The 23,682-nt window shown below is 72.9% G+C and carries 21 protein-coding genes; 19 read left to right on the forward strand and 2 right to left on the reverse strand.

Going from position 1 to position 23,682, the window contains the following annotated elements; translation table 11 throughout:
- Together ADK64_RS45460 and ADK64_RS34990 are read left to right on the forward strand one after the other, a co-directional pair.
- A partial coding sequence (locus ADK64_RS45460; protein ID WP_159046402.1) for a methionine adenosyltransferase domain-containing protein occupies positions 1-131 on the forward strand: 131 nt, incomplete at its 5' end.
- A 116-nt stretch (positions 132-247) separates the two neighbouring features.
- Positions 248-2,413, forward strand: a complete 2,166-nt coding sequence (locus ADK64_RS34990; RefSeq protein ID WP_053665911.1) for a primosomal protein N' — start codon at positions 248-250, stop codon at positions 2,411-2,413.
- A gap of 135 nt (positions 2,414-2,548) precedes the next feature.
- Here ADK64_RS34990 and ADK64_RS34995 read toward each other — a convergent pair whose 3' ends face one another.
- Positions 2,549-3,091 carry a hypothetical protein gene (locus ADK64_RS34995; protein WP_053665913.1) on the reverse strand — a complete coding sequence of 181 codons (543 nt, stop codon included), beginning with the start codon at positions 3,089-3,091 and terminating at the stop codon, positions 2,549-2,551.
- 417 nt (positions 3,092-3,508) lie between these two features.
- Between ADK64_RS34995 and fmt the strand changes: the two genes are divergently transcribed.
- The 9 genes from fmt to ADK64_RS35040 all read left to right on the forward strand — a co-directional run bounded on the left by fmt (position 3,509) and on the right by ADK64_RS35040 (position 13,193).
- Positions 3,509-4,441, forward strand: a complete 933-nt coding sequence (gene fmt / locus ADK64_RS35000) for a methionyl-tRNA formyltransferase (RefSeq protein ID WP_053665915.1) — start codon at positions 3,509-3,511, stop codon at positions 4,439-4,441.
- A gap of 113 nt (positions 4,442-4,554) precedes the next feature.
- On the forward strand, positions 4,555-5,982 hold the full coding sequence (locus ADK64_RS35005) for an RsmB/NOP family class I SAM-dependent RNA methyltransferase (RefSeq protein ID WP_053665917.1): 1,428 nt from the start codon (positions 4,555-4,557) through the stop codon (positions 5,980-5,982).
- Positions 5,983-6,109: 127 nt separating this feature from the next.
- Positions 6,110-6,793: a ribulose-phosphate 3-epimerase gene (gene rpe / locus ADK64_RS35010; RefSeq protein WP_053665919.1), complete on the forward strand. Its 684-nt coding sequence runs from the start codon at positions 6,110-6,112 to the stop codon at positions 6,791-6,793.
- 90 nt (positions 6,794-6,883) lie between these two features.
- Positions 6,884-7,927, forward strand: a complete 1,044-nt coding sequence (locus ADK64_RS35015; protein ID WP_053665921.1) for a sugar-binding transcriptional regulator — start codon at positions 6,884-6,886, stop codon at positions 7,925-7,927.
- 527 nt (positions 7,928-8,454) lie between these two features.
- Positions 8,455-8,934 (forward strand): ribonuclease domain-containing protein, encoded by a 480-nt coding sequence (locus ADK64_RS35020; protein WP_053665923.1) that lies wholly within the window; start codon positions 8,455-8,457, stop codon positions 8,932-8,934.
- A complete protein-coding gene (locus tag ADK64_RS35025) occupies positions 8,931-9,284 on the forward strand; it encodes a barstar family protein (protein ID WP_053665925.1) in 354 nt (117 codons plus the stop codon). The genes ADK64_RS35020 and ADK64_RS35025 overlap by 4 nt, the downstream gene beginning before the upstream one ends.
- 132 nt (positions 9,285-9,416) lie before the next feature.
- Complete coding sequence (locus tag ADK64_RS35030) at positions 9,417-10,859, forward strand: GuaB1 family IMP dehydrogenase-related protein (protein WP_053665955.1); 1,443 nt, start codon at positions 9,417-9,419, stop codon at positions 10,857-10,859.
- A gap of 362 nt (positions 10,860-11,221) precedes the next feature.
- Positions 11,222-12,709 carry an amino acid permease gene (locus tag ADK64_RS35035; protein ID WP_053665927.1) on the forward strand — a complete coding sequence of 496 codons (1,488 nt, stop codon included), beginning with the start codon at positions 11,222-11,224 and terminating at the stop codon, positions 12,707-12,709.
- A 31-nt stretch (positions 12,710-12,740) separates the two neighbouring features.
- Positions 12,741-13,193: an Lrp/AsnC family transcriptional regulator gene (locus ADK64_RS35040; RefSeq protein WP_053665929.1), complete on the forward strand. Its 453-nt coding sequence runs from the start codon at positions 12,741-12,743 to the stop codon at positions 13,191-13,193.
- 196 nt (positions 13,194-13,389) lie between these two features.
- Here the strand turns inward: ADK64_RS35040 and ADK64_RS35045 are convergent, their stop codons facing one another.
- A complete protein-coding gene (locus ADK64_RS35045) occupies positions 13,390-14,130 on the reverse strand; it encodes a GntR family transcriptional regulator (protein ID WP_053665930.1) in 741 nt (246 codons plus the stop codon).
- Between the two features lie 204 nt (positions 14,131-14,334).
- On the opposite strand from ADK64_RS35045, the gene ADK64_RS35050 reads away from it, so the two are divergent.
- The 8 genes from ADK64_RS35050 to ADK64_RS35085 all read left to right on the forward strand — a co-directional run bounded on the left by ADK64_RS35050 (position 14,335) and on the right by ADK64_RS35085 (position 23,630).
- On the forward strand, positions 14,335-15,495 hold the full coding sequence (locus ADK64_RS35050) for an ABC transporter substrate-binding protein (RefSeq protein ID WP_053665931.1): 1,161 nt from the start codon (positions 14,335-14,337) through the stop codon (positions 15,493-15,495).
- Positions 15,492-16,373, forward strand: coding sequence for an ABC transporter permease (locus ADK64_RS35055; protein ID WP_053665932.1), 882 nt, complete (start codon positions 15,492-15,494; stop codon positions 16,371-16,373). Before ADK64_RS35050 ends, ADK64_RS35055 begins: the two co-directional genes overlap by 4 nt.
- Entirely contained in the window at positions 16,358-17,176 is an 819-nt protein-coding gene (locus tag ADK64_RS35060; RefSeq protein WP_053665933.1) for an ABC transporter permease, read from the forward strand. Before ADK64_RS35055 ends, ADK64_RS35060 begins: the two co-directional genes overlap by 16 nt.
- A gap of 5 nt (positions 17,177-17,181) precedes the next feature.
- A complete protein-coding gene (locus ADK64_RS35065; protein ID WP_420713080.1) occupies positions 17,182-18,252 on the forward strand; it encodes an ABC transporter ATP-binding protein in 1,071 nt (356 codons plus the stop codon).
- 14 nt (positions 18,253-18,266) lie between these two features.
- Positions 18,267-19,733 (forward strand): HAD-IA family hydrolase, encoded by a 1,467-nt coding sequence (locus ADK64_RS35070; protein ID WP_053665936.1) that lies wholly within the window; start codon positions 18,267-18,269, stop codon positions 19,731-19,733.
- Between the two features lie 94 nt (positions 19,734-19,827).
- The gene (locus tag ADK64_RS47880; protein ID WP_234384828.1) at positions 19,828-22,815 is read left to right on the forward strand and encodes a nitrate- and nitrite sensing domain-containing protein; all 2,988 of its coding nucleotides are present in this window, start codon (positions 19,828-19,830) and stop codon (positions 22,813-22,815) included.
- Positions 22,805-23,242, forward strand: coding sequence for a roadblock/LC7 domain-containing protein (locus ADK64_RS35080; RefSeq protein WP_053665937.1), 438 nt, complete (start codon positions 22,805-22,807; stop codon positions 23,240-23,242). The genes ADK64_RS47880 and ADK64_RS35080 overlap by 11 nt, the downstream gene beginning before the upstream one ends.
- Before the next feature lie 7 nt (positions 23,243-23,249).
- Positions 23,250-23,630 (forward strand): DUF742 domain-containing protein, encoded by a 381-nt coding sequence (locus ADK64_RS35085; protein WP_063789996.1) that lies wholly within the window; start codon positions 23,250-23,252, stop codon positions 23,628-23,630.
- Positions 23,631-23,682: the final 52 nt, after the last annotated feature.

Consider the following 23,682-nt stretch of genomic DNA (forward strand, 5'->3'; position numbering starts at 1 on the left):
GTGACCTCGACCTGCTCCGCCCGATCTACGCCCAGACGGCGGCCTACGGCCACTTCGGCCGCGAGCTGCCCGACTTCACCTGGGAGCGCACCGACCGCGTCGACGCCCTGCGCAAGGCCGTGGGCATGTAATCCTGCTCCCTTTTTCGCCGAGGCCCGGCTTCCCTGCGGGGGGCCGGGCCTCGGCGTGTCCGCGATGGCCCGGGCGGCGGGGGTCGTTGTCAGTGCAGTTTGGTAAGAATGCAAGCGTGAGCAGCGAGAACGGGGTGCCCCGGACAGAGGGGGACGGCGGGGCCGAAGGGGCGCCGCCGGAACAGCTCGCGCTCATCCGGGAGAGCGTGCGCAAGGCGAAGGTCCCGCGCGCCAAGCCGCGCACCTGGCGCGGGGCCGCGCTCGCCAGGGAACTGCCCGTCGCCCGGGTGCTGGTCGACAAGGGTGTGCTGCACCTCGACCGGTACTTCGACTACGCGGTGCCCGAGGAGCTGGACGCGCAGGCCCAGCCCGGAGTGCGGGTGCGGGTGCGGTTCGGGGCCGGGCGGCACCGGGTGCGCGATGGGCGCCGCGAGGGCGGCGGGCTCATCGACGGGTTCCTCGTCGAGCGCCGGGCCGAGACCGACTACACCGGCCCGCTGGCGGCACTGGCCCAGGTCGTGTCACCGGAGCCGGTGCTCAGCGAGGAACTGCTGGGCCTCGCCCGGGCCGTCGCCGACCGCTACGCCGGGAGCCTCGCCGACGTGCTCCAGCTGGCCGTGCCGCCGCGCAGCGCACGCGCCGAACAACGGCCGTCCCCCGCACCACTGCCGCCGCCGGACACCCCGGACTCCGGATCCTGGACGCGGTACGAACACGGTGCCGCCTTTCTCGAGGCGCTGGCCTCCGGCGGGGCGCCCCGGGCCGTCTGGAACACGCTGCCGGGCCCCCTGTGGAGCGAGGAACTGGCCCGGGCCGTCGCCGCCACGCTCGCCTCGGGTCGCGGCGCCCTCGTCGTCGTACCGGACGGGCGGGACGCCGCGCGGGTCGACGCCGCCCTCACCGCGTTGCTCGGCGAGGGCCGGCATGCGCTGCTCACCGCCGACGCGGGACCTGAGAAGCGGTACGCGCAGTGGCTCGCGGTGCGACGCGGCTCCGTACGGGCCGTCGTCGGAACACGGGCGGCCATGTTCGCGCCCGTGCGGGATCTCGGGCTCGTCGTCGTCTGGGACGACGGCGACGACAACCTCAGCGAGCAGCACGCCCCGCAGCCGCACGCGCGCGACGTGCTGCTGCTGCGCGCCGCCCTGGACAAGTGCGCGTTCCTGCTCGGCGGATTCGGCTGCACCGTGGAGGCCGCCCAGCTGGTGGACAGCGGCTGGGCCCGGCCGCTGGTCGCCGGCCGGGAGCAGGTCCGGCGGGCCGCGCCCCTGGTCCGGACCGTCGGAGACACCGACCTCGCGCGCGACGAGGCCGCCCGCGCCGCCCGGCTGCCGACCCTCGCCTGGCAGGTGGCCCGGGAGGGGCTGCGGCACGGCCCGGTGCTGGTGCAGGTGCCCCGGCGTGGCTATGTGCCCCGCATGGCCTGCGCCCAGTGCCGTGCGCCCGCGCGCTGCCGGCACTGCTCCGGCCCGCTCCAAGGGCAGGACGCGGAAGTGTTGCGGTGCGACTGGTGCGGGCGCGAGGAGAGTGCCTGGCACTGCCCGGAGTGCGGCGGCTTCCGGCTGCGTGCCCAGGTCGTGGGGGCACGGCGTACGGCCGAGGAGCTGGGGCGCGCCTTTCCCGCCGTACCCGTGCGGACCTCGGGGCGCGAGCATGTCCTGGACACCGTGCCGGGCACACCCGCGCTGGTCGTGAGCACCCCGGGAGCCGAACCCGTCGCCGAAGGCGGCTATGCGGCGGCTCTGCTGCTGGACGGCTGGGCCATGCTCGTGCGGCCCGACCTGCGGGCCGGTGAGGACGCGCTGCGGCGGTGGATCGCGGCGGGCGCGCTGGTCAGGCCGCAGAGCGAGAGGGGCACCGTGGTCGTGGTGGCCGAGCCGACCCTTCGGCCGGTACAGGCGCTGGTGCGGTGGGACCCCGTCGGGCACGCGGTGCGGGAACTGGCCGAGCGGGCCGAGCTGGGCTTCCCGCCGGTGTCCCGGATGGCGGCCGTGTCGGGGACGCCCGTGGCTGTCGCCGAGTTCCTGACGTCGGTCGAACTGCCCTCCGACGCCGAGATCCTGGGGCCGGTACCGGTGCCGCCCACGCTGCCCGGCCGGCCTCGCAGGCCCGGGGCGCCGCCGCCCGGTGAGGAATGGGAACGGGCGCTCGTCCGGGTACCGCCGGGCAGCGGGGCGGCGCTGGCCGCCGCGCTGAAGACCGCTCAGGCCGCGCGTATGGCGAGGGGGAGCGGCAGCGGAGAGGCGGTTCGGTTGCGGGTCGATCCGCTGGACATCGGCTGATTCGCGTGGATATCGGCCGAGGTCAGTAGGGCGGATCGGTTTGAGTAGGGCCCACGGGGGAGTGGACGGCTGTTCGCTGGGGGCTCGTGCGTCGGCCCTCCCGGACGCCTTTCCGGGAGGGCTGGGTGGTGGAAGTCAGCCGTTGCGGGGGCCGGGGAAGGCCGTCGAGCGGGCGTCGTCGCGCAGGGCGGGGCTGCCCGCGGTCGGCTGGGTGGGCATGGAGCGGGCCGCGGGGACCGTGGGTACCGGGGGCAGGACGGGGGTCGCGTTGAGCGCGCGTGCGCCGGACGGATCCTGCGTCCGCTCGGCCTCGGTGGCCGCCTGGGCCGCGGCGCGGCGGGCGCCGTAGCGGCGGTGCACCGCCTGCTTGGTGACTCCGAGCGCCGATCCCACCGCGTCCCACGAGAAGCCGAGTGAGCGGTCGAAATCCACGGCGGCCGTGACCAGGGTTTCGACGCTGTCGCGGAGTTCCTGGGCGAGGCGGACCGTCGGGGCGGGGGCGCGTCCATAGACGACGAAGCCCGTGGACGGGCCGGAGCGGCGCGGGCGGTAGACGTTGCCCAACTGGGCGGTGAGCGTGCGCAGCGCGTCCACCTGCCGGCGGACCCGCTCGATGTCCCGCACCAGCAAGTGCAGGCTGGCCCGGGCCTGGGCGTCGTGGGTTGCGTGGTCGGCCATGAACAAGCCTCTCGAACCGGCGTTGAAAGGAATCGGGCCGCGAAAGCGGCCCGGTGTGGTCAACTCTTTCTTGACCAACGCGTGTGCGCTCCGCTGGTCACGGGGTGGGGGCGTACGGGCATATGCGTACGCCGGTGGTCCTGGCTGGCGGCGCGGGTGGTTTGAGTTCTTTGTTCTCCCGCCCGCGCACCACCCGTCGGTCGGCCGGGAGCCGGGACGACCTGTGGGGCTCGCCCGCCGCTGACGTCCGCCCCTGCGCGTGCCCTGCGCGTGCCCTGCGCGTGCCGGTCTCCTGCTCGTGCGTCCCTCCGTCTGCCGCCCGGTCCGTTCGTCCGGCCGGGCCTTTCTTCCTTCGTCCGTGGTCATAGACTGGTGCGCTGCCCGGCTCATCCCCGTCCGAGAGGCTCGATCCCGCCCATGAAGCTCGTCTTCGCCGGTACCCCCGAGGTCGCTGTTCCCGCGCTGGACGCTCTGATCGCCTCCGGGCGCCATGAGGTGGCCGCCGTCGTCACGCGGCCCGATGCGCCGGCCGGGCGTGGGCGCAGGCTGGTCGCGTCGCCCGTGGCCGAGCGGGCGGAGGAGGCCGGGATCGAGGTGCTGAAGCCCCTCAAGCCGCGCGACCCGGAGTTCCTGGAGCGGCTGGCGGAGATCGCCCCGGACTGCTGCCCGGTCGTCGCCTATGGCGCCCTGCTGCCCAGGGTCGCCCTCGACATCCCGGCGCACGGCTGGGTCAACCTGCACTTCTCGCTGCTGCCCGCCTGGCGCGGGGCAGCGCCCGTGCAGCACGCCATCATGGCGGGCGACGAGATCACCGGTGCCTCCACCTTCCTCATCGAGGAGGGGCTCGACTCCGGACCCGTCTACGGCACCGTCACCGAGGAGGTCCGGGCCACCGACACCAGCGGCGATCTGCTCACGCGGCTCGCCTTCGCCGGTGCCGGGCTGCTCGCCGCGACCATGGACGGTATCGAGGACGGCACCCTGAAGGCCGTACCGCAGCCGCCCGACGGCATCACCGTCGCGCCGAAGATCTCCGTCGAGAACGCCCACGTGGACTGGGCCGCTCCCGCGCTGCGCGTCGACCGGGTCGTGCGCGGCTGCACGCCGGCGCCCGGCGCCTGGACCACCTTCCGCGGCGAGCGGCTCAAGCTGATCCAGGTCACGCCCGTGCCCGAGCGGACCGATCTCGCGCCGGGCGGGATGGCGGTGGGCAAGAACAGCGTGCACGTGGGCACCGGCTCGTACGCCGTCGAGCTGCTCTGGGTGCAGCCCCAGGGCAAGAAGCCGATGCGGGCGGCCGACTGGGCCCGCGGGGTGCGCATCGCCGAGGGCGAGACGCTCGGGGGCTGAGGCCGGGACGGGGGGACAGCGAAGGCGCTGCCGCTGCCCGGACAGCCGGCGCCAGGCCGCGCCGACGTACGCTGGAGCCCGCACCTTCTCTTCGTATCCGGAGCACCTTTTTCGTGAGTGAGCAGTCCCGGCGGCCGCGTAAGCCCGCCAAGCCCTACCGTCGTCCGCAGAAGGACCCTGTCCGCGTCCTTGCCTTCGAGGCGTTGCGTGCGGTCGACGAGCGGGACGCGTATGCCAACCTCGTGTTGCCGCCACTGCTGCGCAAGGCGCGGGAGAAGGAGGGGCCGGACACCTTCGACGCCCGGGACGCCGCCCTCGCCACCGAGCTGGTGTACGGCACGCTGCGGCGGCAGGGGACGTACGACGCCGTCATCGCCGCCTGTATCGACCGGCCGTTGCGCGAGGTCGACCCGCCGGTGCTCGATGTGCTCAGTCTCGGTGCGCACCAGTTGCTCGGGACCCGGATCCCGACGCACGCCGCCGTGTCCGCCTCCGTCGAGCTGGCCCGGGTGGTGCTCGGTGACGGGCGGGCCAAGTTCGTCAACGCCGTGCTGAGGAAGGTGGCTCAGAACGATCTCGACGGGTGGCTGGAGAAGGTCGCACCGCCTTACGACGAGGATCCCGAGGACCACCTCGCCGTCGTGCACTCGCATCCCCGCTGGGTCGTCTCCGCGCTCTGGGACTCCCTCGGCGGCGGGCGGGCCGGGATCGAGGACCTGCTGGAGGCCGACAACGAGCGGCCCGAGGTGACCCTGGTCGCGCGGCCGGGGCGGTCCACCCCGGAGGAGCTGCTGCGCGAGGAGGCCGCGGTGCCCGGCCGCTGGTCGCCGTACGCCGTGCGGCTCGCCGAGGGCGGTGAACCGGGGGCCGTGGAAGCCGTGCGCGAGGGGCGGGCCGGGGTGCAGGACGAGGGCAGTCAGCTGGTCGCGCTGGCCCTCGCCAACGCTCCGCTCGACGGGCCCGACGCGAAGTGGCTCGACGGGTGCGCAGGGCCCGGTGGCAAGGCCGCGCTGCTGGCCGCCCTCGCCGCCGAGCGCGGAGCCGCGCTGCTCGCCTCCGAGAAGCAGCCGCACCGGGCGGGGCTGGTCGCCAAGGCGCTGGCGGGCAACCCGGGGCCGTACCAGGTCATCGCCGCCGACGGCACCCGGCCGCCGTGGCAGCCCGGGACCTTCGACCGCGTGCTGATGGACGTGCCGTGCACCGGGCTCGGCGCGCTGCGCAGGCGGCCCGAGGCCCGCTGGCGGCGGCGCCCGGAGGACCTGGAGAACTTCGCGCCGCTCCAGCGTGCCCTGCTGCGCACCGCGCTCGACTCGGTGCGCGTCGGTGGAATCGTCGGGTACGCCACCTGCTCCCCGCACCTCGCCGAGACCCGGGCGGTCGTCGCCGACGTGCTCAAGCAGCGCCCGGAGACGGAACTTGTCGACGCACGGCCGCTGCTGCCCGGCGTACCGGCGCTCGGCGAGGGCCCGGACGTGCAGCTGTGGCCGCATCTGCACGGCACCGACGCGATGTATCTGGCGCTCATCCGTCGCACCGGCTGAGCCGGCGGGCCCGGGCCGTCCTGCGGTCCGTCGGGCGTTATCCACAGGCGGCAGCGTAAGTACGATGAACGGCGTCGCCTGTGGATGGGCGCGAACATTCGTGCCCAGGACATGGCAGTCTTGGGGCATGGCACAGATCAACCCCAGCATCCTGTCCGCCGACTTCGCCCGCCTCGCGGAGGAGGCCAAGGCGGTCCAAGGCGCCGACTGGCTCCATGTCGACGTCATGGACAACCACTTCGTCCCCAACCTCACGCTCGGCGTGCCGGTCGTGGAGTCCCTGGCGCGTGCGACGGACACCCCGCTGGACTGCCATCTGATGATCGAGGACCCCGACCGCTGGGCTCCTCAGTACGTCGAGGCGGGCGCCTCGTCCGTCACCTTCCACGTGGAGGCCGCCGCCGCTCCCGTGCGCCTCGCCCGCGAGATCCGCGCCAAGGGCGCCCGCGCCTCCATGGCGCTCAAGCCGGCGACACCGATCGAGCCGTTCGAGGACCTGCTGCCGGAGCTCGACATGCTGCTGATCATGACGGTCGAGCCCGGCTTCGGCGGACAGGCCTTCCTGGACATCATGCTGCCGAAGATCCGCCGCACCCGGGAGCTGATCGGCAAGCACGGTCTTCAGCTCTGGCTCCAGGTGGACGGCGGTGTCTCGGCCTCGACGATCGAGCGGTGCGCGGACGCGGGAGCGGACGTCTTCGTGGCCGGCTCGGCGGTGTACGGCGCCGAGGACCCGGCGGAGGCGGTCCGCGCCCTGCGGGCGCAGGCGGAGGCCGCGACCGCCCAGGCGTCCTGGGCATGCGACCACTGAGCCACAGATACATGAACGGTTAAGTGAACGGCGCCCATCAGGGCAGATCAGTCGCCCCGAATCTGCAAGGATGAACGGCGAATCCAGAGTGTGAACAGCAGTGAGGAGATCGCCGTGTCGGGTATGTCGGCGGGCCGGTCAGCCATGCGGATGGGACCCGCTGAGCTGGTCCAGGCGGCGGCCATGGCCCGCCGCTTCTACCTCGAGGGCAAGTCCAAGATCCAGATCGCCGAGGAGTTCGGCGTCAGCCGCTTCAAGGTGGCCCGGGTCCTGGAGACGGCCCTCGAACGGGATCTCGTACGTATCGAGATCCGTGTGCCGGCCGAGCTGGACGCCGAGCGCTCCGACGCGCTCCGCGCCCGCTACGGCCTGAGGCATGCCGTCGTGGTCGAGTCTCCGGCCGAGGCCGAGGAGACCCCCGACCCGGAGAACCTCGGCGAGGTCGCCGCCGACCTGCTCGGCGAGCTGGTCAACGAGGGGGACGTGCTGGGGCTGGCCTGGGGCCGGTCCACCATCCACATGGCGGCGGCGCTCGACCGGCTGCCGCCGTGCACGGTGGTGCAGCTGACGGGTGTGTACGACGCCGGGACCGCCGAGCGCGGATCGGTGGAGGCCGTGCGCCGCGCCGCCCAGGTGTCGGGCGGGGACGCGCACCCCATCTACGCGCCGATGCTGCTGCCGGACGCGGCCACCGCGGCGGCGCTGCGCAATCAGACCGGGATCGCCCGGGCCTTCGAGTACTTCGACAAGGTCACGGTCGCCTGCGTCTCCATCGGCTCCTGGGAGCCGGGTATCTCGACGGTGCACGACATGCTCAGTGACGAGGAGCGGGCGCACTACGCCTCGCTCGGTGTCGCCGCCGAGATGTCCGCGCACCTCTTCGACGCCGAGGGGCGCCGGATCGGGCGGGACCTGGGGGAGCGGTGCATCACGGTCAAGACCGATCAGCTGCGCCGTATCCCGGAGGTCGTAGCCATCGCGGGCGGGCAGCGCAAGGCGTCCGCGATCGACGCGGTGCTCCGGTCCGGGCTGGTCACCAGCCTGGTCACGGACACCTCGGCCGCGGACTACCTGATGACGGCGGGACCGACCCCGAAGCCGGCGCTCAGCCGCGCGGACCCCGACGGGATCTGACGGGCTCCGGGGCCCCGGGCCCGGGCGCGGTCGTCTTGGGTCCGGCGGCTTCGGGCCCGGCGGCGTCCGGCCCGGACGGGTGGCGCGGCGGGTCGTGGTCGGCCGAGCCGCGGGTCGAGGTGGTTCTTCGGGCGGACGGTGTCGGACCTCGGCGCGAGGACGGTGTCGGGTCCCGGCGAGTCTGCGGCTCGCTCCCTGTCGGGGCGCGCCCGACTCTGCCGAGGCCCGACACCGTCCTCGCGCCGAGAACGAGGCCGGCTCGGCGGTGGTCGAGATCGGTCTGCGGGGCGGGGCGGGTCCGGTTCTGCGGTGGGTTCGGGGGCGGCCGCGGCGCTCGTGGCGCCGCCCTCGTGGGCCGGGCGACACCGGCTCGTAGCTTCCTCCCCCGGCGGGGCAGGTCGCGGTCGGACGGGCCGTGCGGCCCCTCGTGGTCGGCTCCCGGCTCCTCGGCTTCCCGGCACGGGGCCCGGTGGTCCCGGCGGGTCGTGGTGGTGGGTGAGGGAAGTGGGCGTGGCAGCATCGGCGGCATGGTGTCGCGGTTCGTCCCCCGTCTGCTCAGGCAGCCCCGCCGTCTTCCCCGCGCGCTCGCGGGGGTGCTGGCCGTCGTCCTCGCCGTCCTGCTCGCGGGATGCTCGTCCGGGTCGCCCACGCGCGCCGGTTCCAGCGCCGGGGCGAGTACGGGGCCGCGTCCTTCGGGCACGCCTGTGTCCGCCCCGGCGTGGGCCCACGGCATGGGCACCGTCGGAGAGTCCCAGCTGCCTGCCGAGGCGCGCAGGACGCTCGCTCTCATCGACAAGGGCGGCCCCTTCCCGTACGCCAAGGACGGCGTCGTGTTCGGGAATTTCGAGGGGCATCTGCCGAGGCACCGCCGCGGCTGGTACCACGAGTACACGGTGAAGACGCCCGGCGCACGCGACCGCGGGGCCCAGCGCATCGTCACCGGCCAGAGTGGGGAGATCTACTACACCGATGATCACTACAACTCGTTCCGGGCGGTACTGAGATGAGCCAAGACCCGACAGACCTGACAGGGCGGCTCGTCGTCACCCTGGACCTCGGCGGTGTCACCGACAAGGCCGGGCTGATGGACCGGACCGCCCGGGCACTGGCGCTGCCCGACTGGTTCGGCCGTAACTGGGACGCGCTCGTGGACTCCCTCTCCGACCACTCGGTCTGGCCCGAGGACGCCGTCGAGCAGGGGCTGCTGATCGTCGTGCGGAACTGGCGGGCGTACGCCGAGGCGGACCCGGGCGAGTGGCGCACGGCGGAGGACGTGTTCACCGAGGCGATGGACCGCACGCCCTCGCTCGCCGTCGCCCTGGCCCTGGAAGGATCGCGACTTGGAGGATCGTCCTAGGTGATCGCCGGTCGCCCTGGAGGTTCTGTGGGGGCGTGACACGGTCGTCGACATGGGAGAATGAAGTACGTGCTCTTTCCCCCTGGCACACCTGTCCGGGGGTCACCTCTGATCGACTGGGATGTGCAGCACGTGCGTTTCCTCAATGACATCCAGCCCGCGTACGACCTGACGTACGACGACGTGTTCATGGTGCCGAGCCGCTCCGCGGTCGGTTCGCGTCAGGGCGTGGACCTCAGCTCGCCGGACGGCACGGGCACCACCATCCCGCTCGTCGTCGCCAACATGACCGCCATCGCCGGCCGCCGCATGGCCGAGACCGTGGCCCGCCGCGGTGGCCTCGTGGTCATCCCGCAGGACATCCCCATCGACGTCGTCACCGACGTCGTCTCCTGGGTGAAGAGCCGCCACCTGGTGCTCGACACGCCGATCGTGCTGGCCCCGCACCAGACGGTCGCCGACGCGCTCGCGCTGCTGCCCAAGCGCGCCCACAACGCCGGTGTCGTCGTGGACGAGAACCACCGGCCCGTCGGTGTCGTCACCGACGCGGACCTGACCGGCGTCGACCGCTTCACCCAGCTCGAAGTCGTGATGTCCAAGGACCTGCTCCTGCTGGACGCCGACATCGACCCGCGCGAGGCCTTCAACACCCTCGACGCGCACAACCGCCGCTACGCCCCAGCCGTCGACAAGGACGGCAAGCTGGCCGGCATCCTCACCCGCAGGGGCGCCCTGCGCACCACGCTGTACAGCCCGGCCGTCGACGCGCAGGGCAAGCTGCGCATCGCCGCCGCCGTCGGCATCAACGGCGACGTCGCGGGCAAGGCCAAGCAGCTGCTCGACGCGGGCGTGGACACGCTCGTCATCGACACCGCGCACGGCCACCAGGAGTCGATGATCAGCGCGATCAAGGTGGTGCGCGCGCTCGACCCGCACGTCCCGATCGCCGCGGGCAACATCGTCTCCGCCGAGGGCGTCAAGGACCTCATCGACGCCGGCGCGGACATCATCAAGGTCGGTGTGGGCCCCGGCGCCATGTGCACCACCCGGATGATGACCGGCGTGGGCCGGCCGCAGTTCTCCGCGGTCCTGGAGTGCGCCGCCGAGGCGAAGAAGTACGGCAAGCACGTGTGGGCCGACGGCGGTGTCCGGCACCCGCGCGACGTGGCCATGGCCCTTGCGGCCGGCGCGTCCAACGTGATGGTCGGCTCCTGGTTCGCCGGCACCTACGAGTCCCCGGGCGACCTCCAGCAGGACGCCAACGGGCGCCTGTACAAGGAGTCGTTCGGCATGGCCTCCGCGCGCGCCGTGGCCAACCGCACCTCCGACGAGTCGGCGTACGACCGCGCCCGCAAGGCGCTGTTCGAGGAGGGCATCTCCACCTCCCGCATGTTCCTCGACCCGGCCCGCCCGGGCGTCGAGGACCTGATCGACTCGATCATCGCGGGCGTCCGCTCCTCCTGCACCTACGCCGGCGCGAGCTCCCTGGAGGAGTTCGCCGAGAAGGCCATCGTCGGCATCCAGAGCGCCGCCGGCTACGCCGAGGGCAAGCCGCTGCACGCCAGCTGGAGCTGACGGCACCGACGTCCCGTACGGCCTCTGTCCTTCCCCCGCCGGGAGGGACGGGGGCCGTCGGCGTATCCGGAGGTCGTCTCCGGGTATCCGGAGGGGCCACCTTCACTTGTGGGGGCGGAGGGGGCTGTGGGGCTGCCGTGCAACGGTCGGCAGGGCATGCGCAACGATTTGTCATTCCGGTGCGATGAACGCAATGATCATGCGGGGACGCGCAAGGTTGCTGCATTACGCCCGTGAATGCCTGCCTCATAGGGTGCTCGTCTGTACGTGGCGTGGCGGGTACCCCGCTCGGTGGGTTCCTGCCCTCGTGGGCTGCCCCCGGTCCCCGTCCGCAATGACCGGCAGGATTAAGGAGCCAGCGCGTGCTCGACCAAGGCGCACCCCCGCACGACCGCCCAGCGACCGCCCCCGCGTCCCCGGGTGTCGCCGCGCGCCTCATGCGGCGCAAGCCCGTGGAACGCCTGGTCGCAGAGGGCGGCCAGGGTGAGGGAGGCTCGCTGCGGCGCTCCCTCGGGCTGTGGCAGCTGACCATGATCAGCATCGGTGCCACGCTCGGCACCGGCATCTTCGTCGTCCTCGGCGAGGCCGTCCCCAAGGCGGGCCCGGCCGTCACCCTCTCCTTCGTGATCGCCGGTCTCACCGCGCTGTTCTCGGCCCTGTCCTACGCCGAGCTGGCGGGCACCATCCCGGTCTCCGGCTCCTCGTACTCGTACGCATACGCAACGATGGGCGAGCTGATCGCCTGGGTCTGCGGCTGGTGTCTGCTGCTGGAGTACGGCGTCTCGGTGGCCGCCGTCGCCGTCGGCTGGGGCGAGTACCTCAACGAGCTGCTGGACGGCACGATAGGCGTGACCATCCCCACCGCCCTGTCCGCGCCGCCCGGCGACGGCGGCATCTTCAACCTGCCCGCCCTGATCGTCGTCATCCTGGCGATGGTGTTCCTGCTCGGCGGCGCCAAGGAGTCGGCGCGGGCCAACACCATCATGGTGTGCGTGAAGATCGCGGCGCTGATCCTGTTCTGCGCGATCGGCTTCATGGGCTTCAAGTCCGGCAACTACTCGCACTTCATGCCGCTCGGCATGGCGGGCGTCAGCGGGGCCGGAGCCACGCTGTTCTTCTCGTACATCGGCTTCGACGCCGCCTCCACCGCCGGTGAGGAGGCCAAGAACGCCCAGCGCGACCTGCCCCGCGCGATCATGCTGTCCCTGGTCATCGTGACGACCCTGTACGTGCTGGTCGCGGCCGTCGCGGTCGGTGCCAAGCCGTGGCGGACGTTCAACGACTCCGAGGCCGCGCTCGCCGAGATCATGAAGGACGTCACCGGGCAGAGCTTCTGGGGCACCCTGCTGGCCGCCTGTGCCGTCATCGCCATCGCGAGCGTCGTGCTGACCGTGCTCTACGGCCAGACCCGCATCCTGTTCGCCATGGCCCGCGACGGCCTGGTGCCCAAGGTCTTCGCCAAGGTCCACCCGAAGACCGGCGCGCCACGTGCCAACACGGTGATCGTCTCCCTGTTCTGCGGTGTCCTCGCCGCCGCGATCCCGCTGGGCCAGCTGGCCGACGCCACCAGCATCGGCACGCTGTTCGCCTTCGCCCTGGTCAATATCGCGGTCGTGGTGCTGCGCCGGACGCGCCCGAACATGAAGCGCACCTTCCGCGTGCCGCTGTCGCCGGTGATGCCCGCGCTGGGCTTCGGGTTCTGCGTCTGGATGATGGGCAGCCTGTCGACCGTCACCTGGGTCGTGTTCGGTGTCTGGATGGCCGTGGGGCTCGTGTTCTACTTCGTATACGGCTATCGCCGTTCCCGTCTCGCGACCGGTGAGGATCTCGCGGTGGCGGCGGAGAAGTAAGTGACCGAACCGAAGAAGTGAACCACCCCCTGTGCTGAACGATCTCGACGAACGCATCGTGCACGCCCTCGCCGAGGACGCCCGCCGCTCCTACGCGGACATCGGGCAACTGGTCGGCCTGTCCGCGCCCGCCGTCAAGCGGCGCGTGGACCGGCTGCGGGCCACCGGAGCCATCACCGGATTCACCGTCCGGGTGGACCCGGCGGCGCTCGGCTGGGAGACCGAGGGCTATATCGAGATCTACTGCCGGCGCAACACCTCGCCGGAGACCATCCAGCGGGGCCTGGAGCGCTATCAGGAGGTCGTGGCCGCCTCGACCGTCACCGGTGAGGCGGACGCGATCGCCCAGGTCTTCGCCTCCGACATGCGTCACTTCGAACGGGTCCTGGAGCGGATCGCCGGGGAGCCGTTCGTGGAGCGGACCAAGTCGGTGCTGGTGCTGTCGCCGTTGCTGCGGCGCTTCTCCTCCGGGGCGCCGGGCTGATCCGGAATCCGGCTCGGGGCGCATCGCCGGATGCGGGGGCGTCGTGGTTTCGCGCGCCCACGCGGCGGAGCCGCACATCGGCACAGCCCCGCGCCCTTTTCGGACATGCCCGACCGCAGCATCCTCAGGGGCGCGGGGAACTGCGTGACCGGCCACGGATCACCCGCACCCGGCGAACGCCACCGCGCCCCGAGTCCTACTCCGCCGTCTTCCGCGCCAGCGCGTTGTTGCCGATGGAGTTCCGCACGCTGAAGCTCACCGCGTCCGAGCGGTAGCGGTCGTCCGACCACTCCACCGGGCGGCCTTCACGCGTCGTCGTGACCCGCCGCACCCGCAGCAGCGGACTCGTGCGGCGGATACCCAGCAGCTCCGCGTCCTGTGCCCCCGCCGCGACCGAGTCGATGACGTGCTCCCCGTAGGCGAAGACCAGGCCCGTGTCGTCGTAGAGGCGTTGGGTGACCGAGGGGCAGTCCGGGTGGATCGCCTCCACCGCCGGGGCGATCCAGTCGGCGTAGACCGTGCGCTCCAGCAGCACCGGTTCGCCGTCCAGGCCGCGCACCCGTAGTACGTGCAACACCTGGGTGCCGATGGGGAGTTGGAGGCGTACGGCGTCCTCGTGCGTCGCCGGGCGGTACTCCTGCGTCACCACGTGGCCCGTGGCCTCGCGGCCCATCGCGCGGGCCCACTGGGCGAAGCTGCGCAGTTCCTCGAAGCTCTGGCTGCGCCGGCTGGCCAGCACCACGCGCCGGGCGCCCTGGCGGGAGCCGATCAGGCCCTCGGCGGTCAGGGCGGCGACGGCCTGGCGGACCGTGCCGCGAGAGACGCCGTAGTGCGCGGCCAGCTCCGACTCCGAGGGCAGCCGGCTGCCGACCGTGTACTCCTCGCGGTCGATGGCCCGCCGCAGTTCGTCGGCGATCTCCTCGTGTCGCGCCGTCATGCTTCCCCTCTGCTTAGGTCGCTGTGCACAGCGTGACCAGCCTAATCGACGTTCCTGGGTGATCCGTGTCAACTGGAAGTGTGCAGGGAATCAGGGGTTTATGTTTCGATGGCGTTCACGAACAGGACACCGGGGACGGGCGTACTAGGGCCGACTTGTTCATACAAGTTCTCCCGCCCTCCTTATGCGTCCCCTGGAGAGACCGTGACCGTGTCCCTGCCGAGAAACGCCGTCCTCGGCGGTTCCCTCGCCGTCGTCGCCGCGCTCGCCCTGAGCGCCTGCGGCGCCGCCCCCGACAACGCGTCGACCAACACCAAGGACGGCAAGAACGCCGCCACCGCCACCTCCGCCGCCGACTTCGGCGGCATGGACGCCCTGGTCAAGGCAGCCAAGAAGGAGGGCACCCTGCACATCATCGCGGTGCCCCGCGACTGGGCCAACTACGGCGCGATCATCGACGGCTTCCAGAAGAAGTACGGCATCAAGATCCAGGACGAGAGCCCCGACGGCACCAGCCAGGACGAGATCAACGCCGTCACCTCCCGCAAGGGGCAGGACCGTGCCCCCGACGTGCTCGACCTGGGCAGCTCGTTCGCACTGAGCGCCGCCCAGCAGGGGCTGCTCGCCCCGTACAAGGTGGCCTCCTACACCGACATCCCCGAGGCCCAGAAGGACCCGCAGGCCCGCTGGTACAACGACTACGGCGGCTACATCTCCATCGGCTGCGACGACAAGCGCGTCAAGGAGTGCCCGACCAGCTTCAAGGACCTGCTCAAGCCCGAGTACAAGGGCCAGGTCGCCCTCAACGGCAACCCGACCAAGTCCGGCTCCGCCTTCGGCGGCGTCTACGCGGCCGCGCTCGCCAACGGTGGCTCCTTCGACAGCATCCAGCCCGGCCTGGACTTCTTCGCCAAGCTGAAGAAGAACGGCAACTACACGCCCGTCGAGTCCACCCCGGCCACCGTCGAGAAGGGCGAGACGCCCATCTCCATCGACTGGGACTACCTGAACGCCGGGTACGCCGACGAGTTCAAGTCCAAGGGCCTCGACTGGAAGGTCGTCATCCCGAGCGACGGCCAGTACGCGCAGTACTACTCCCAGGCCATCAACAAGAGCGCCCCGCACCCGGCGGCCGCCCGCCTGTGGCAGGAGTACCTGTACAGCGCCGAGGGCCAGAACCTGTGGCTCAAGGGCTACGCCCGCCCGGCCCTGACGGCCGCCCTGGAGAAGGCCGGCACCCTCGACAAGACGGCCGCCGCCCGGCTGCCGAAGGTCACCGGTACGCCCTCCTTCCCGACCGAGGCCCAGCAGAGCAAGGCCAAGACGGTCATCGCTCAGGGCTGGGGGAAGGCCGTCTCCGGATGACCGCCGCTCTCACGCGTGCGGACGTGGCGACCGTCGCTTCGGCGAAGCGGCGGCGCCGCGCCCCCGGCTGGCTGGCCGTCGTACCGCTGCTGGTCTTCGCCGCCGTCGCCTTCGGCCTGCCCGCGCTGGCCATCGTGGACGGCGCCTTCACGGTCGAGGGCCACTACGGCACGCAGAACATGACCGACTCCCTCCAGGGTCCGTACCTCACCGCCCTGCTCGGCAGCGTCAAGCTGTCCGCGATCTCCGCCGCGCTCGGCGCACTGTTCGGGCTGCCGCTCGCCCAGGCCGTGGTCAGCTCCCGCTCCCGCGCGCTGCGCGAGGCCGTGCTGACCGCCTCCGGCGTGCTCGCCAACTTCGGCGGTGTGCCGCTCGCCTTCGCCTTCGTCGCCACCCTCGGCAACGCGGGCGTCCTCACCGTCCACCTGGGCCTCAAGGACAGCGGCTGGGACCTCTACAGCTTCTGGGGTCTGGTCCTCGTCTACCTCTACTTCCTCATCCCGCTCATGGTCCTCACCATCACCCCCGCGCTGGACGGCCTGCGCACCCAGTGGCGAGAGGCCGCGCTGAACAACGGCGCCACCGGCGTGCAGTACTGGCGCCATGTGGCCCTGCCGGTGCTGGCGCCCTCGCTGCTCGGTGGTCTCGTGCTGCTCTTCGGCAGCGCCTTCGCCGCCTACGCCACCGCCGCCGCCATGGTCGGCAGCGCGGTCCCGCTGATCACCCTGCAGATCGCCGACGCGCTCTCCGGCAACGTGCTCGTCGGCCAGGAGAACGTCGCACTCGCCCTCAGCCTCGACATGGTCCTGGTGGCCGGCCTGGTGATGGCCGTGTATCTGCCCCTGCAACGCCGGAGCGCCCGATGGCTCGACGCCTGACCCCCTGGCGCTGGGCCGTCCTCGGCCTCGCCGCCCTGTACTTCCTGGTGCCGCTCGGCGCGTCCGTCATCTTCACGGTCGACGTGCCCGGCCAGGGCGTCTCCTTCGACGCCTACACCAAGATCCTGTCCACCGATGGCTTCGTCTCCAGCCTGCTGCTCTCGCTGGAGCTGGCCGTGGCCACCATCGTGGTCGTCCTGCTGCTGATGGTGCCCGCCGTGGTCGCGCTCCGGCTCGGCTCGCCCCGGCTGCGCCCGGTGGTGGAGGTGGTCTGCTCGCTGCCGCTGGTGGTGCCGCCGATCGCGTTCGTCGCCGGCATCGTCACCGTGCTGAAGTGGGGACCGGAGCATCTGTCCCGGACCCCGCTGTTCGAGACGTTCGTGGTGATCCAGAACGACAACTTCCCCGTCGTGCTGGTCCTCGCCTACGTCGTGATGGCCCTGCCGTTCGTCTACCGGGCCCTGGACGCCGGCCTGCGCGCCATCGACGTACGGACCCTCGTCGAGGCCGCCCGCAGCTGCGGCGCCTCCTGGCCGCAGGCCCTCGTCCGCGCCGTCCTGCCCAATCTGCGCGGGGCCCTGCTGAACGCGTCCTTCCTCACGCTAGCCCTGGTCCTCGGCGAGTTCACGGTCTCCCATCTGCTCGGATACGCGCCCTTCGCCGTGTGGATCTACAACGTCGGCGGCGAACAGGCCCAGATGTCCGTCGCCGTGTCCGTGCTCAGCCTGCTCGTCACCTGGGCCCTGCTCCTCGCGCTCGCCGGTGCCGGCGGACGCGACCGAACCGCTTCCTCCCGGGGATGACACATATGACCGCCACCCTGACCGAGACCCTCGAGAAGGCCGCCACCGTCGAATTCCAGGGCCTGCGCCGGGAGTTCGGGACCACCGTCGCCCTCGACGGACTCGACCTCACCGTCCGCCCCGGGGAGTTCCTCGCCCTGCTCGGCCCGTCCGGCTGCGGCAAGACCACCGCGCTGCGGATGCTCGCCGGCTTCGAACACCCCTCCTCCGGCGCCGTCCTGGTGGACGGCGAGGACGTCACCCACGTCCCGGCCCACCGCCGCGACGCGGGCATGGTGTTCCAGTCGTACAGCCTCTTCCCGCATCTGAACGCCGTCGACAACGTCGCCTTCGGGCTGCGCATGCGCGGGGTCCGCACGGCCGAACGGCGCTCCCGCGCCACCGAGTTGCTGGAACTGGTCGGCCTCGGCGACAAGGGCGAGCGTTATCCGCACCAGCTCTCCGGCGGCCAGCAGCAGCGCATCGCGCTGGCCCGCGCCCTCGCACTGCGCCCGCGCGTGCTGCTCCTCGACGAGCCGCTGTCCGCGCTCGACGCCAAGGTGCGGCTCACCCTGCGCGAGGAGATCCGCCGACTCCAGCAGGAACTCGGCATCACCACACTGTTCGTGACGCACGATCAGGAGGAGGCCCTGTCGGTCGCCGACCGGGTCGCCGTCATGCGCGCCGGACGCCTCGAACAGTGCGCCGAGCCCGCCGAGTTGTACGGCCGTCCGGCCACCGCCTTCGTCGCCGAGTTCGTCGGCACGATGAGCCGGATCCCGGGCGAGCTGACCGACGGCACGGTCCAGGTGCTCGGACAGCGCCTGCCCGCCGACGGCGAGGTGCCGGACGGTCCGGTGGACGTGCTGGTGCGGCCGGAGTCCCTCCGGGTGGCCGCCGACGGGCAGGGCGCCGCCCGTGTCGTCGCCACCGCCTTCCTCGGCGCGGTCGTCCGGGTCACCGTCCGGCTCGCCGACGGCACCGAGGCCAAGGCCGACCTGCCCGCGCACGAGGCCACCGGGCTCGGCGCCGGAGCCCCGGTGAGCGTGTCGCTGCCCGAGCGGCCGGTGCTGGTGGCCGAACGAATCCAGAAGTGAGGACTGACCCGAACGTGACCCCCCACACCCTTCAACGCCCGCTGCAGGCCGTCCTGTTCGACATGGACGGCACGCTCGTCGACACCGAGCGACTGTGGTGGGAGGCGGTCGAGCAGGTCGCCCGACGCCCGCTGGCCGAGGCCGACCAGCCGGAGGTGCTCGGCCAGGCGGTCGAGCACACCGCCGCCTGGCTCGCCGCGGCGACCGGACGGCCGGAGGCGGACCTCGCCGCCGAGCTGCACCGCGAGTTCGCCGAGCGCGTCCGTACCGGCATCGTGCCCCGTCCCGGGGCCCTGGACCTGCTGGATGAGCTGGCTGCCGCCGGCCTCCCCACCGCCCTGGTCACCGCGTCCCCGCGCGCGGTCGCCGACCTCGTCCTCGAGGCCCTCGGCGCCTGGCGGTTCGCCGCCTCCGTCACCGCCGACGACACCGACCGCACCAAGCCCGCCCCCGACCCCTACCTGGCCGCCTGCCGGGCCCTCGGCGTCGCCCCGGCCGACTGTGTGGCCGTCGAGGACACCGCGACCGGGGTCGCCTCCGCCGAGGCCGCCGGCTGCGCCGTACTCGCCGTGCCGTCCCTCGCGCCGATCGGCGCGGCACCCGGCCGGACCGTACGGGAGACGCTGGCCGGGGTCACGGTCGAGGAGCTGCGGCGGATGGTCGCGCCCGAACTGCGGGTCATGAGCTGGAACCTGTGGCTCGGCGGCAGCGAGGTCGACGACCACCGGGCCAAGCAGCTCAAGACGATCCTGGAGAGCGGCGCCGACGTCGTCGGGCTCCAGGAGACCGCCGGCACGGCCGCACCGGAGCTGGCCGAGGCCCTCGGCTGGTACCACCACCGGGCCGGCGAGAACCTCGGCGTGCTCAGCCGCCACCCGATCACCGCGCGCTTCGGCGACCCGGCCGTCGGCTTCTACGGCGCCGCGGGCGTCCGGATCGCCGTGGCACCCGGCCGCGAGGTCGACGTGTGGACCGCGCATCTGCACTACACGCCGTACGGGCCCTACGAGGCCGCCTTCGACGGGCTGCCGGCGACGGAGCTGATCGCCCACGAGGAGGTGCGGCTGACGCAGCTGCGGGACGCGCTGGGCCGGATCGCCGAGTCCGCGCGCGAGGGTGTCCCGGTCGTCCTGGTCGGCGACTTCAACTGCCCCTCGCACCTGGACCGGCCGGAGGTGGCGTGGCCGGTGACACGGGCCGCCGAGGAGGCGGGCTTCGCCGACTCCTACCGCGAGGCCCACCCGGACCCCGTCGCCGAGCCCGGGCACACCTGGTCGCCGATCCACCCCGTGCACGAGGACGGCAGCGGGCGGCCCGAACCGCAGGACCGGATCGACTACGTCCTGCACCGGGGCCTGACCGTGCTGGACGCGCGCACCCTCGTCACCGGCAGCCCGCGCCCCTGGCCGGACGTGGCGGACAACGACTGGCCCTCGGACCACGCGGCGGTCGTCACGACCTTTGCGCTGCCCCCGAGGTGACCCGGGGTTACCGCAGGTCACCATTGCGGCGGGCGGGGTGATCCCGTAGGTTGTGCCGCGCTCTCTACTGACTGGTAACACCGGCAGGTACTCCATGCGCTGGCCCCTCGGCCGTCCCACCACCGTCCGCACGCGGATCGTGGCGCTCGCCCTCGCCCCGGCCGTCGCGCTGATGGGCCTGTGGAGCTTCGCCATGTGGTCCGTCACCGGCGAACTGCGCGCGCTGGTCCGGGTCCAGGGGGTGTACGACGACTTCGGCACCCCCGTGGACACCGCGATCGGGCAGATCCAGATCGAGCGCCGGATGTCCGCCGCCTACCTGGGCGCCCGTCTCGACACCGGCGCCGCGGGCCGGCTGCTCGGACAGCAGCGACGTACCGACCAGGCCGTCGAGGCGATGAAGCGGGCGGTCCGGGACGGCGACCGGGGCCGGCTCACGGCACGCCAGCAGCATGCTCTGGACACCGTGGTCGCCGCCAGTGGCAGGCTGGACGGGCTGCGCCAGCGCGTGCTGTCCCGGAGCATCACCTGGGACCAGGCGGTCACCGAGTACAGCGCGCTCGTGGAGCCCGGCTTCGACGTACAGTCCACGCTCACCGCCCTGCAGGCCGGACAGCTCGCCCGCGAGGCCCAGGTCGTCATCGAGCTGGTGCGGGTGCGCGAGTTCGTCTCGCGGGAGGACGCGCTGGTCGCCGGGGCGCGGGCGGCCGGCACCCTGACCCACGGGCAGTACGGCACGCTGACCGCGGCCATCGAGGACCGACGGGTCTTCGAGCGGACGTACGTACCGGACCTGCCCGCCGACTCGCGCGGCCTGTTCGAGCAGTTCCAGCGCGGCGACCTGTACCGCTCGCTGGCGCGGGGCGAGGACGCGCTGCTGCGGGCCGGGGCGGCCGGCGCCGGGAAGGCCGTCGCGGCGGACACCTGGCGCTCGACCGTCGACCGGGCCGTCGTCCGCTACCGGGAGCTGTGCACCAGCTCCGCCGAGAACTCCGCCGCACGCGGGCGCGCCTTCGCCTACCGCGAGCTGACCAAGGCGGCCGTCGTCGGCGGGGTGGGGCTGGCCGCCGCGGGCCTGTCGCTGTGGTTCGCGGTGCGCGGCGCCCGGCGCATCTCGCGGCGCCTGGAGACGCTCCGGGACGCGGCCGATGTGCTGACGCAGCGCCAACTGCCGGAAGTGATGAGGCGGTTGAGCGCGGGCGAGGAAGTGGACGCCGGGGCGGAGGCGCCGCCGCTGGCCGCCGACGAGGTCCGCGACGACGAGATCGGGCAGGTCGGCCGGTCCTTCAACACCGCTCGGCTCGCCGCCGTCGAGGCCGCCGTCACCCAGGCGACGCTGCGCAAGGGCCTGTTCGCGGTGCTGCTCACCATCGCCCGCCGCAACCAGGCGCTGGTGCACCGGCAGCTGAAGCTCGTCGACACCCTGGAGCGGCGCACCGACGATCCGGACGTGCTGCGCGAGCTGTTCCGCATCGACCACCTCACCACGCGTATGCGGCGGCACGCGGAGAGCCTGATCATCCTCTCCGGCGCCGCGCCCGGCCGCCGCTGGCGCCGGCCCGTGCCGGTCGCGGACGTCGTCGCCTCGGCGGTGGGCGAGATCGAGGACTACGCGCGCGTGGTGGTGCCGCCGATGCCCGAGGCGAGGGTGGCCGCGGACGCGGTCGCCGACGTCGTCCATCTGATCGCCGAACTCCTGGAGAACGCCACGGTGTTCTCGCCGCCGCACACCCAGGTCACCCTGCGCACCGGGGGCGTCGGGACCGGGTTCGTCCTGGAGATCGACGACCGGGGACTCGGCCTCGACGCCGATGCGCGCGCCGACGCCCACGCCACCCTCACCGCCCCCGACGCCTTCGACCCCACCCGGCACGACCGCCTCGGCCTTTACGTCGTCGGCCGCCTGGCCGCCCGTCACGGCATCGAGGTCACCCTCCGCGACTCGCCGTACGGGGGGACGACGGCCGTGGTGCGGTTGCCTTCGGCGGTGCTGGCGGAGGAAACGGCGGCAGAGCCGGCGGGCGCGGGTACGGGTACGGATGCGGGGTTCGGCGCCGGGCCACGGCCCGCCGCAGCGATCGCCGCCGAACGGGGGCTGCCCTCCAGGAACGCCGAGGTGCGGGAGCTGCCGGCACGGAATGGCTCGGTACGGATGCTGCCGTCCGGGGATGCGGAGGCACCGGGGCCGGAGACCGGGGGCGCGGGCATGTCGGGGCTGCCGTCGGGCGAGGCGGGCGGACGGGTCGTGCCGTCCGGGGACGCGGAGGTACCGGAGCTGCTGGCCGGGGATGCGGGCGTGTCGGGGCTGCCGTCCGAAGGCGCGGACGTACGAGTGCCGCCGGGCGAGGACACCGCCGTACCGGAACTGCCGGCCAGGAGGCGCACGGGAGCCCGGTCTGTTGCCGGCCGGGCGACGCCCTCGGCGGAGCCGGCCGCCACGGGAACCACGCCCGCGCCGGACATGTCTGCCGGGCAGGGCGTCCCGCCTGCGCCGGAGCCAGTCCCTGGGCAGGGCGTCACGTCTGCGCCGGAGGCAGTCCGTGGGCAGGCCGTCACGTCTGCGCCGGAGGTGCCGGCCTGGCGAGGTTCCGCTCCCGCGCCGGAGGTGCCCGTCCGGCAGGGCGTCGCCCCTGCGTCGAACGTGCCCGCCGTCACGGAAACCGTCCGTGGTCCGGGGACACCCGCCGCCATGGGGATCGCGTCTGTGCCGGAGACGCCCGTCGGGCGAGGTTCCGCTCCCGCGCCGGAGATGCCCGTCCGGCAGGGCATCGCCCCCGCGCCGGACGCCGCCCCCGCGCCGGACGCCGCCCGGCAGGGCGCCGTCCCCGCTCTGCCCACCCGGACCCGGCAGGCCTCGCTCGCCCCGGAGTTGCGGGACGAGCCGCCGCCCCGCGAGAGCGCGGCCGTGCCCGGACGCGAGGCCGACGCCGAGGAGATGCGTGCGATCTTCGGCGCGTTCCAGCGTGGTCTCGACCGCGGGCGGCGGGGCCTGCCCGCGAACCACGGGACGGCCGCCGGCCGGGAGATCCCAGAAACCACCACCGACGCCCACGAAGGGACGGACATCGACGATGCCCGGTGACGAACACAGGACCGAGCAGTCCGCCGTGCCCAGCGGAGCGGTCGGCACGGATCTCGGCTGGCTGCTGGACGACCTCGTGGCGCGCACCGGCCATGTCCGGCAGGCCGTGCTGCTGACCGCCGACGGCCTGCCGCTCAGCAGCTCCGACGGTATGCGCCGGCGGGACATCGAGCATCTGGCCGCCGTCTGCTCCGGCTTCCACGGCCTGGCCCGTTCGGCGGGGGAGCGGTTCGACGCGGGCGGGGTGCGGCAGACCATGGTGATGCTGGACGACGCCTACCTCTTCATCACCCCGGCCGGCCACGGCAGCCGGCTCGCCGTCCTCAGCGAGGCCCACACCGACGTCGGCCAGCTCGCCCACGAGATGGCCCTGCTCGTCCGCCGCCTCGGCCGCCATCTGGACGCGGCCGCCCGCTCGACCCCCTGATCCCACCGTGAGCGACGAGCACTGGTACGAGGACGAGACCGGGTCGATGGTGCGCCCCTACACCGTGACCCGGGGCCGCACCCGCCCTTCGGGCACCTACGCCATCGACCTGATGTCCCCGGTCAGCGCGGTGGAGGGCGTGGCGCAGGGGCCGGACATCGACCATGCCCGTGCCGCGCTGCTCGACCTCATCCGCGGTGGCCGGCGCCCCGTCGTGGAGCTGGCCGCGGACGCCGACCTGCCCCTGACCGTCCTGCGCGTCCTCCTCGGCGACCTGGCCGAGGCGGGCCTGATCCGCATCGACGCACCCCGCCGCTCCCCGACGGGCGGACCGGCCGCCGACCCGGTGCTGCTGCGGGAGATCGTGGAGCGGTTGCGGGAGATCTGAGCAGGGCTCACGGATCTTGTAACAGGCATGTATTAGGGGCGTACGGAGGGGA

Source organism: Streptomyces sp. MMG1121 (genome assembly GCF_001280015.1).
Lineage (GTDB): Bacteria > Actinomycetota > Actinomycetes > Streptomycetales > Streptomycetaceae > Streptomyces.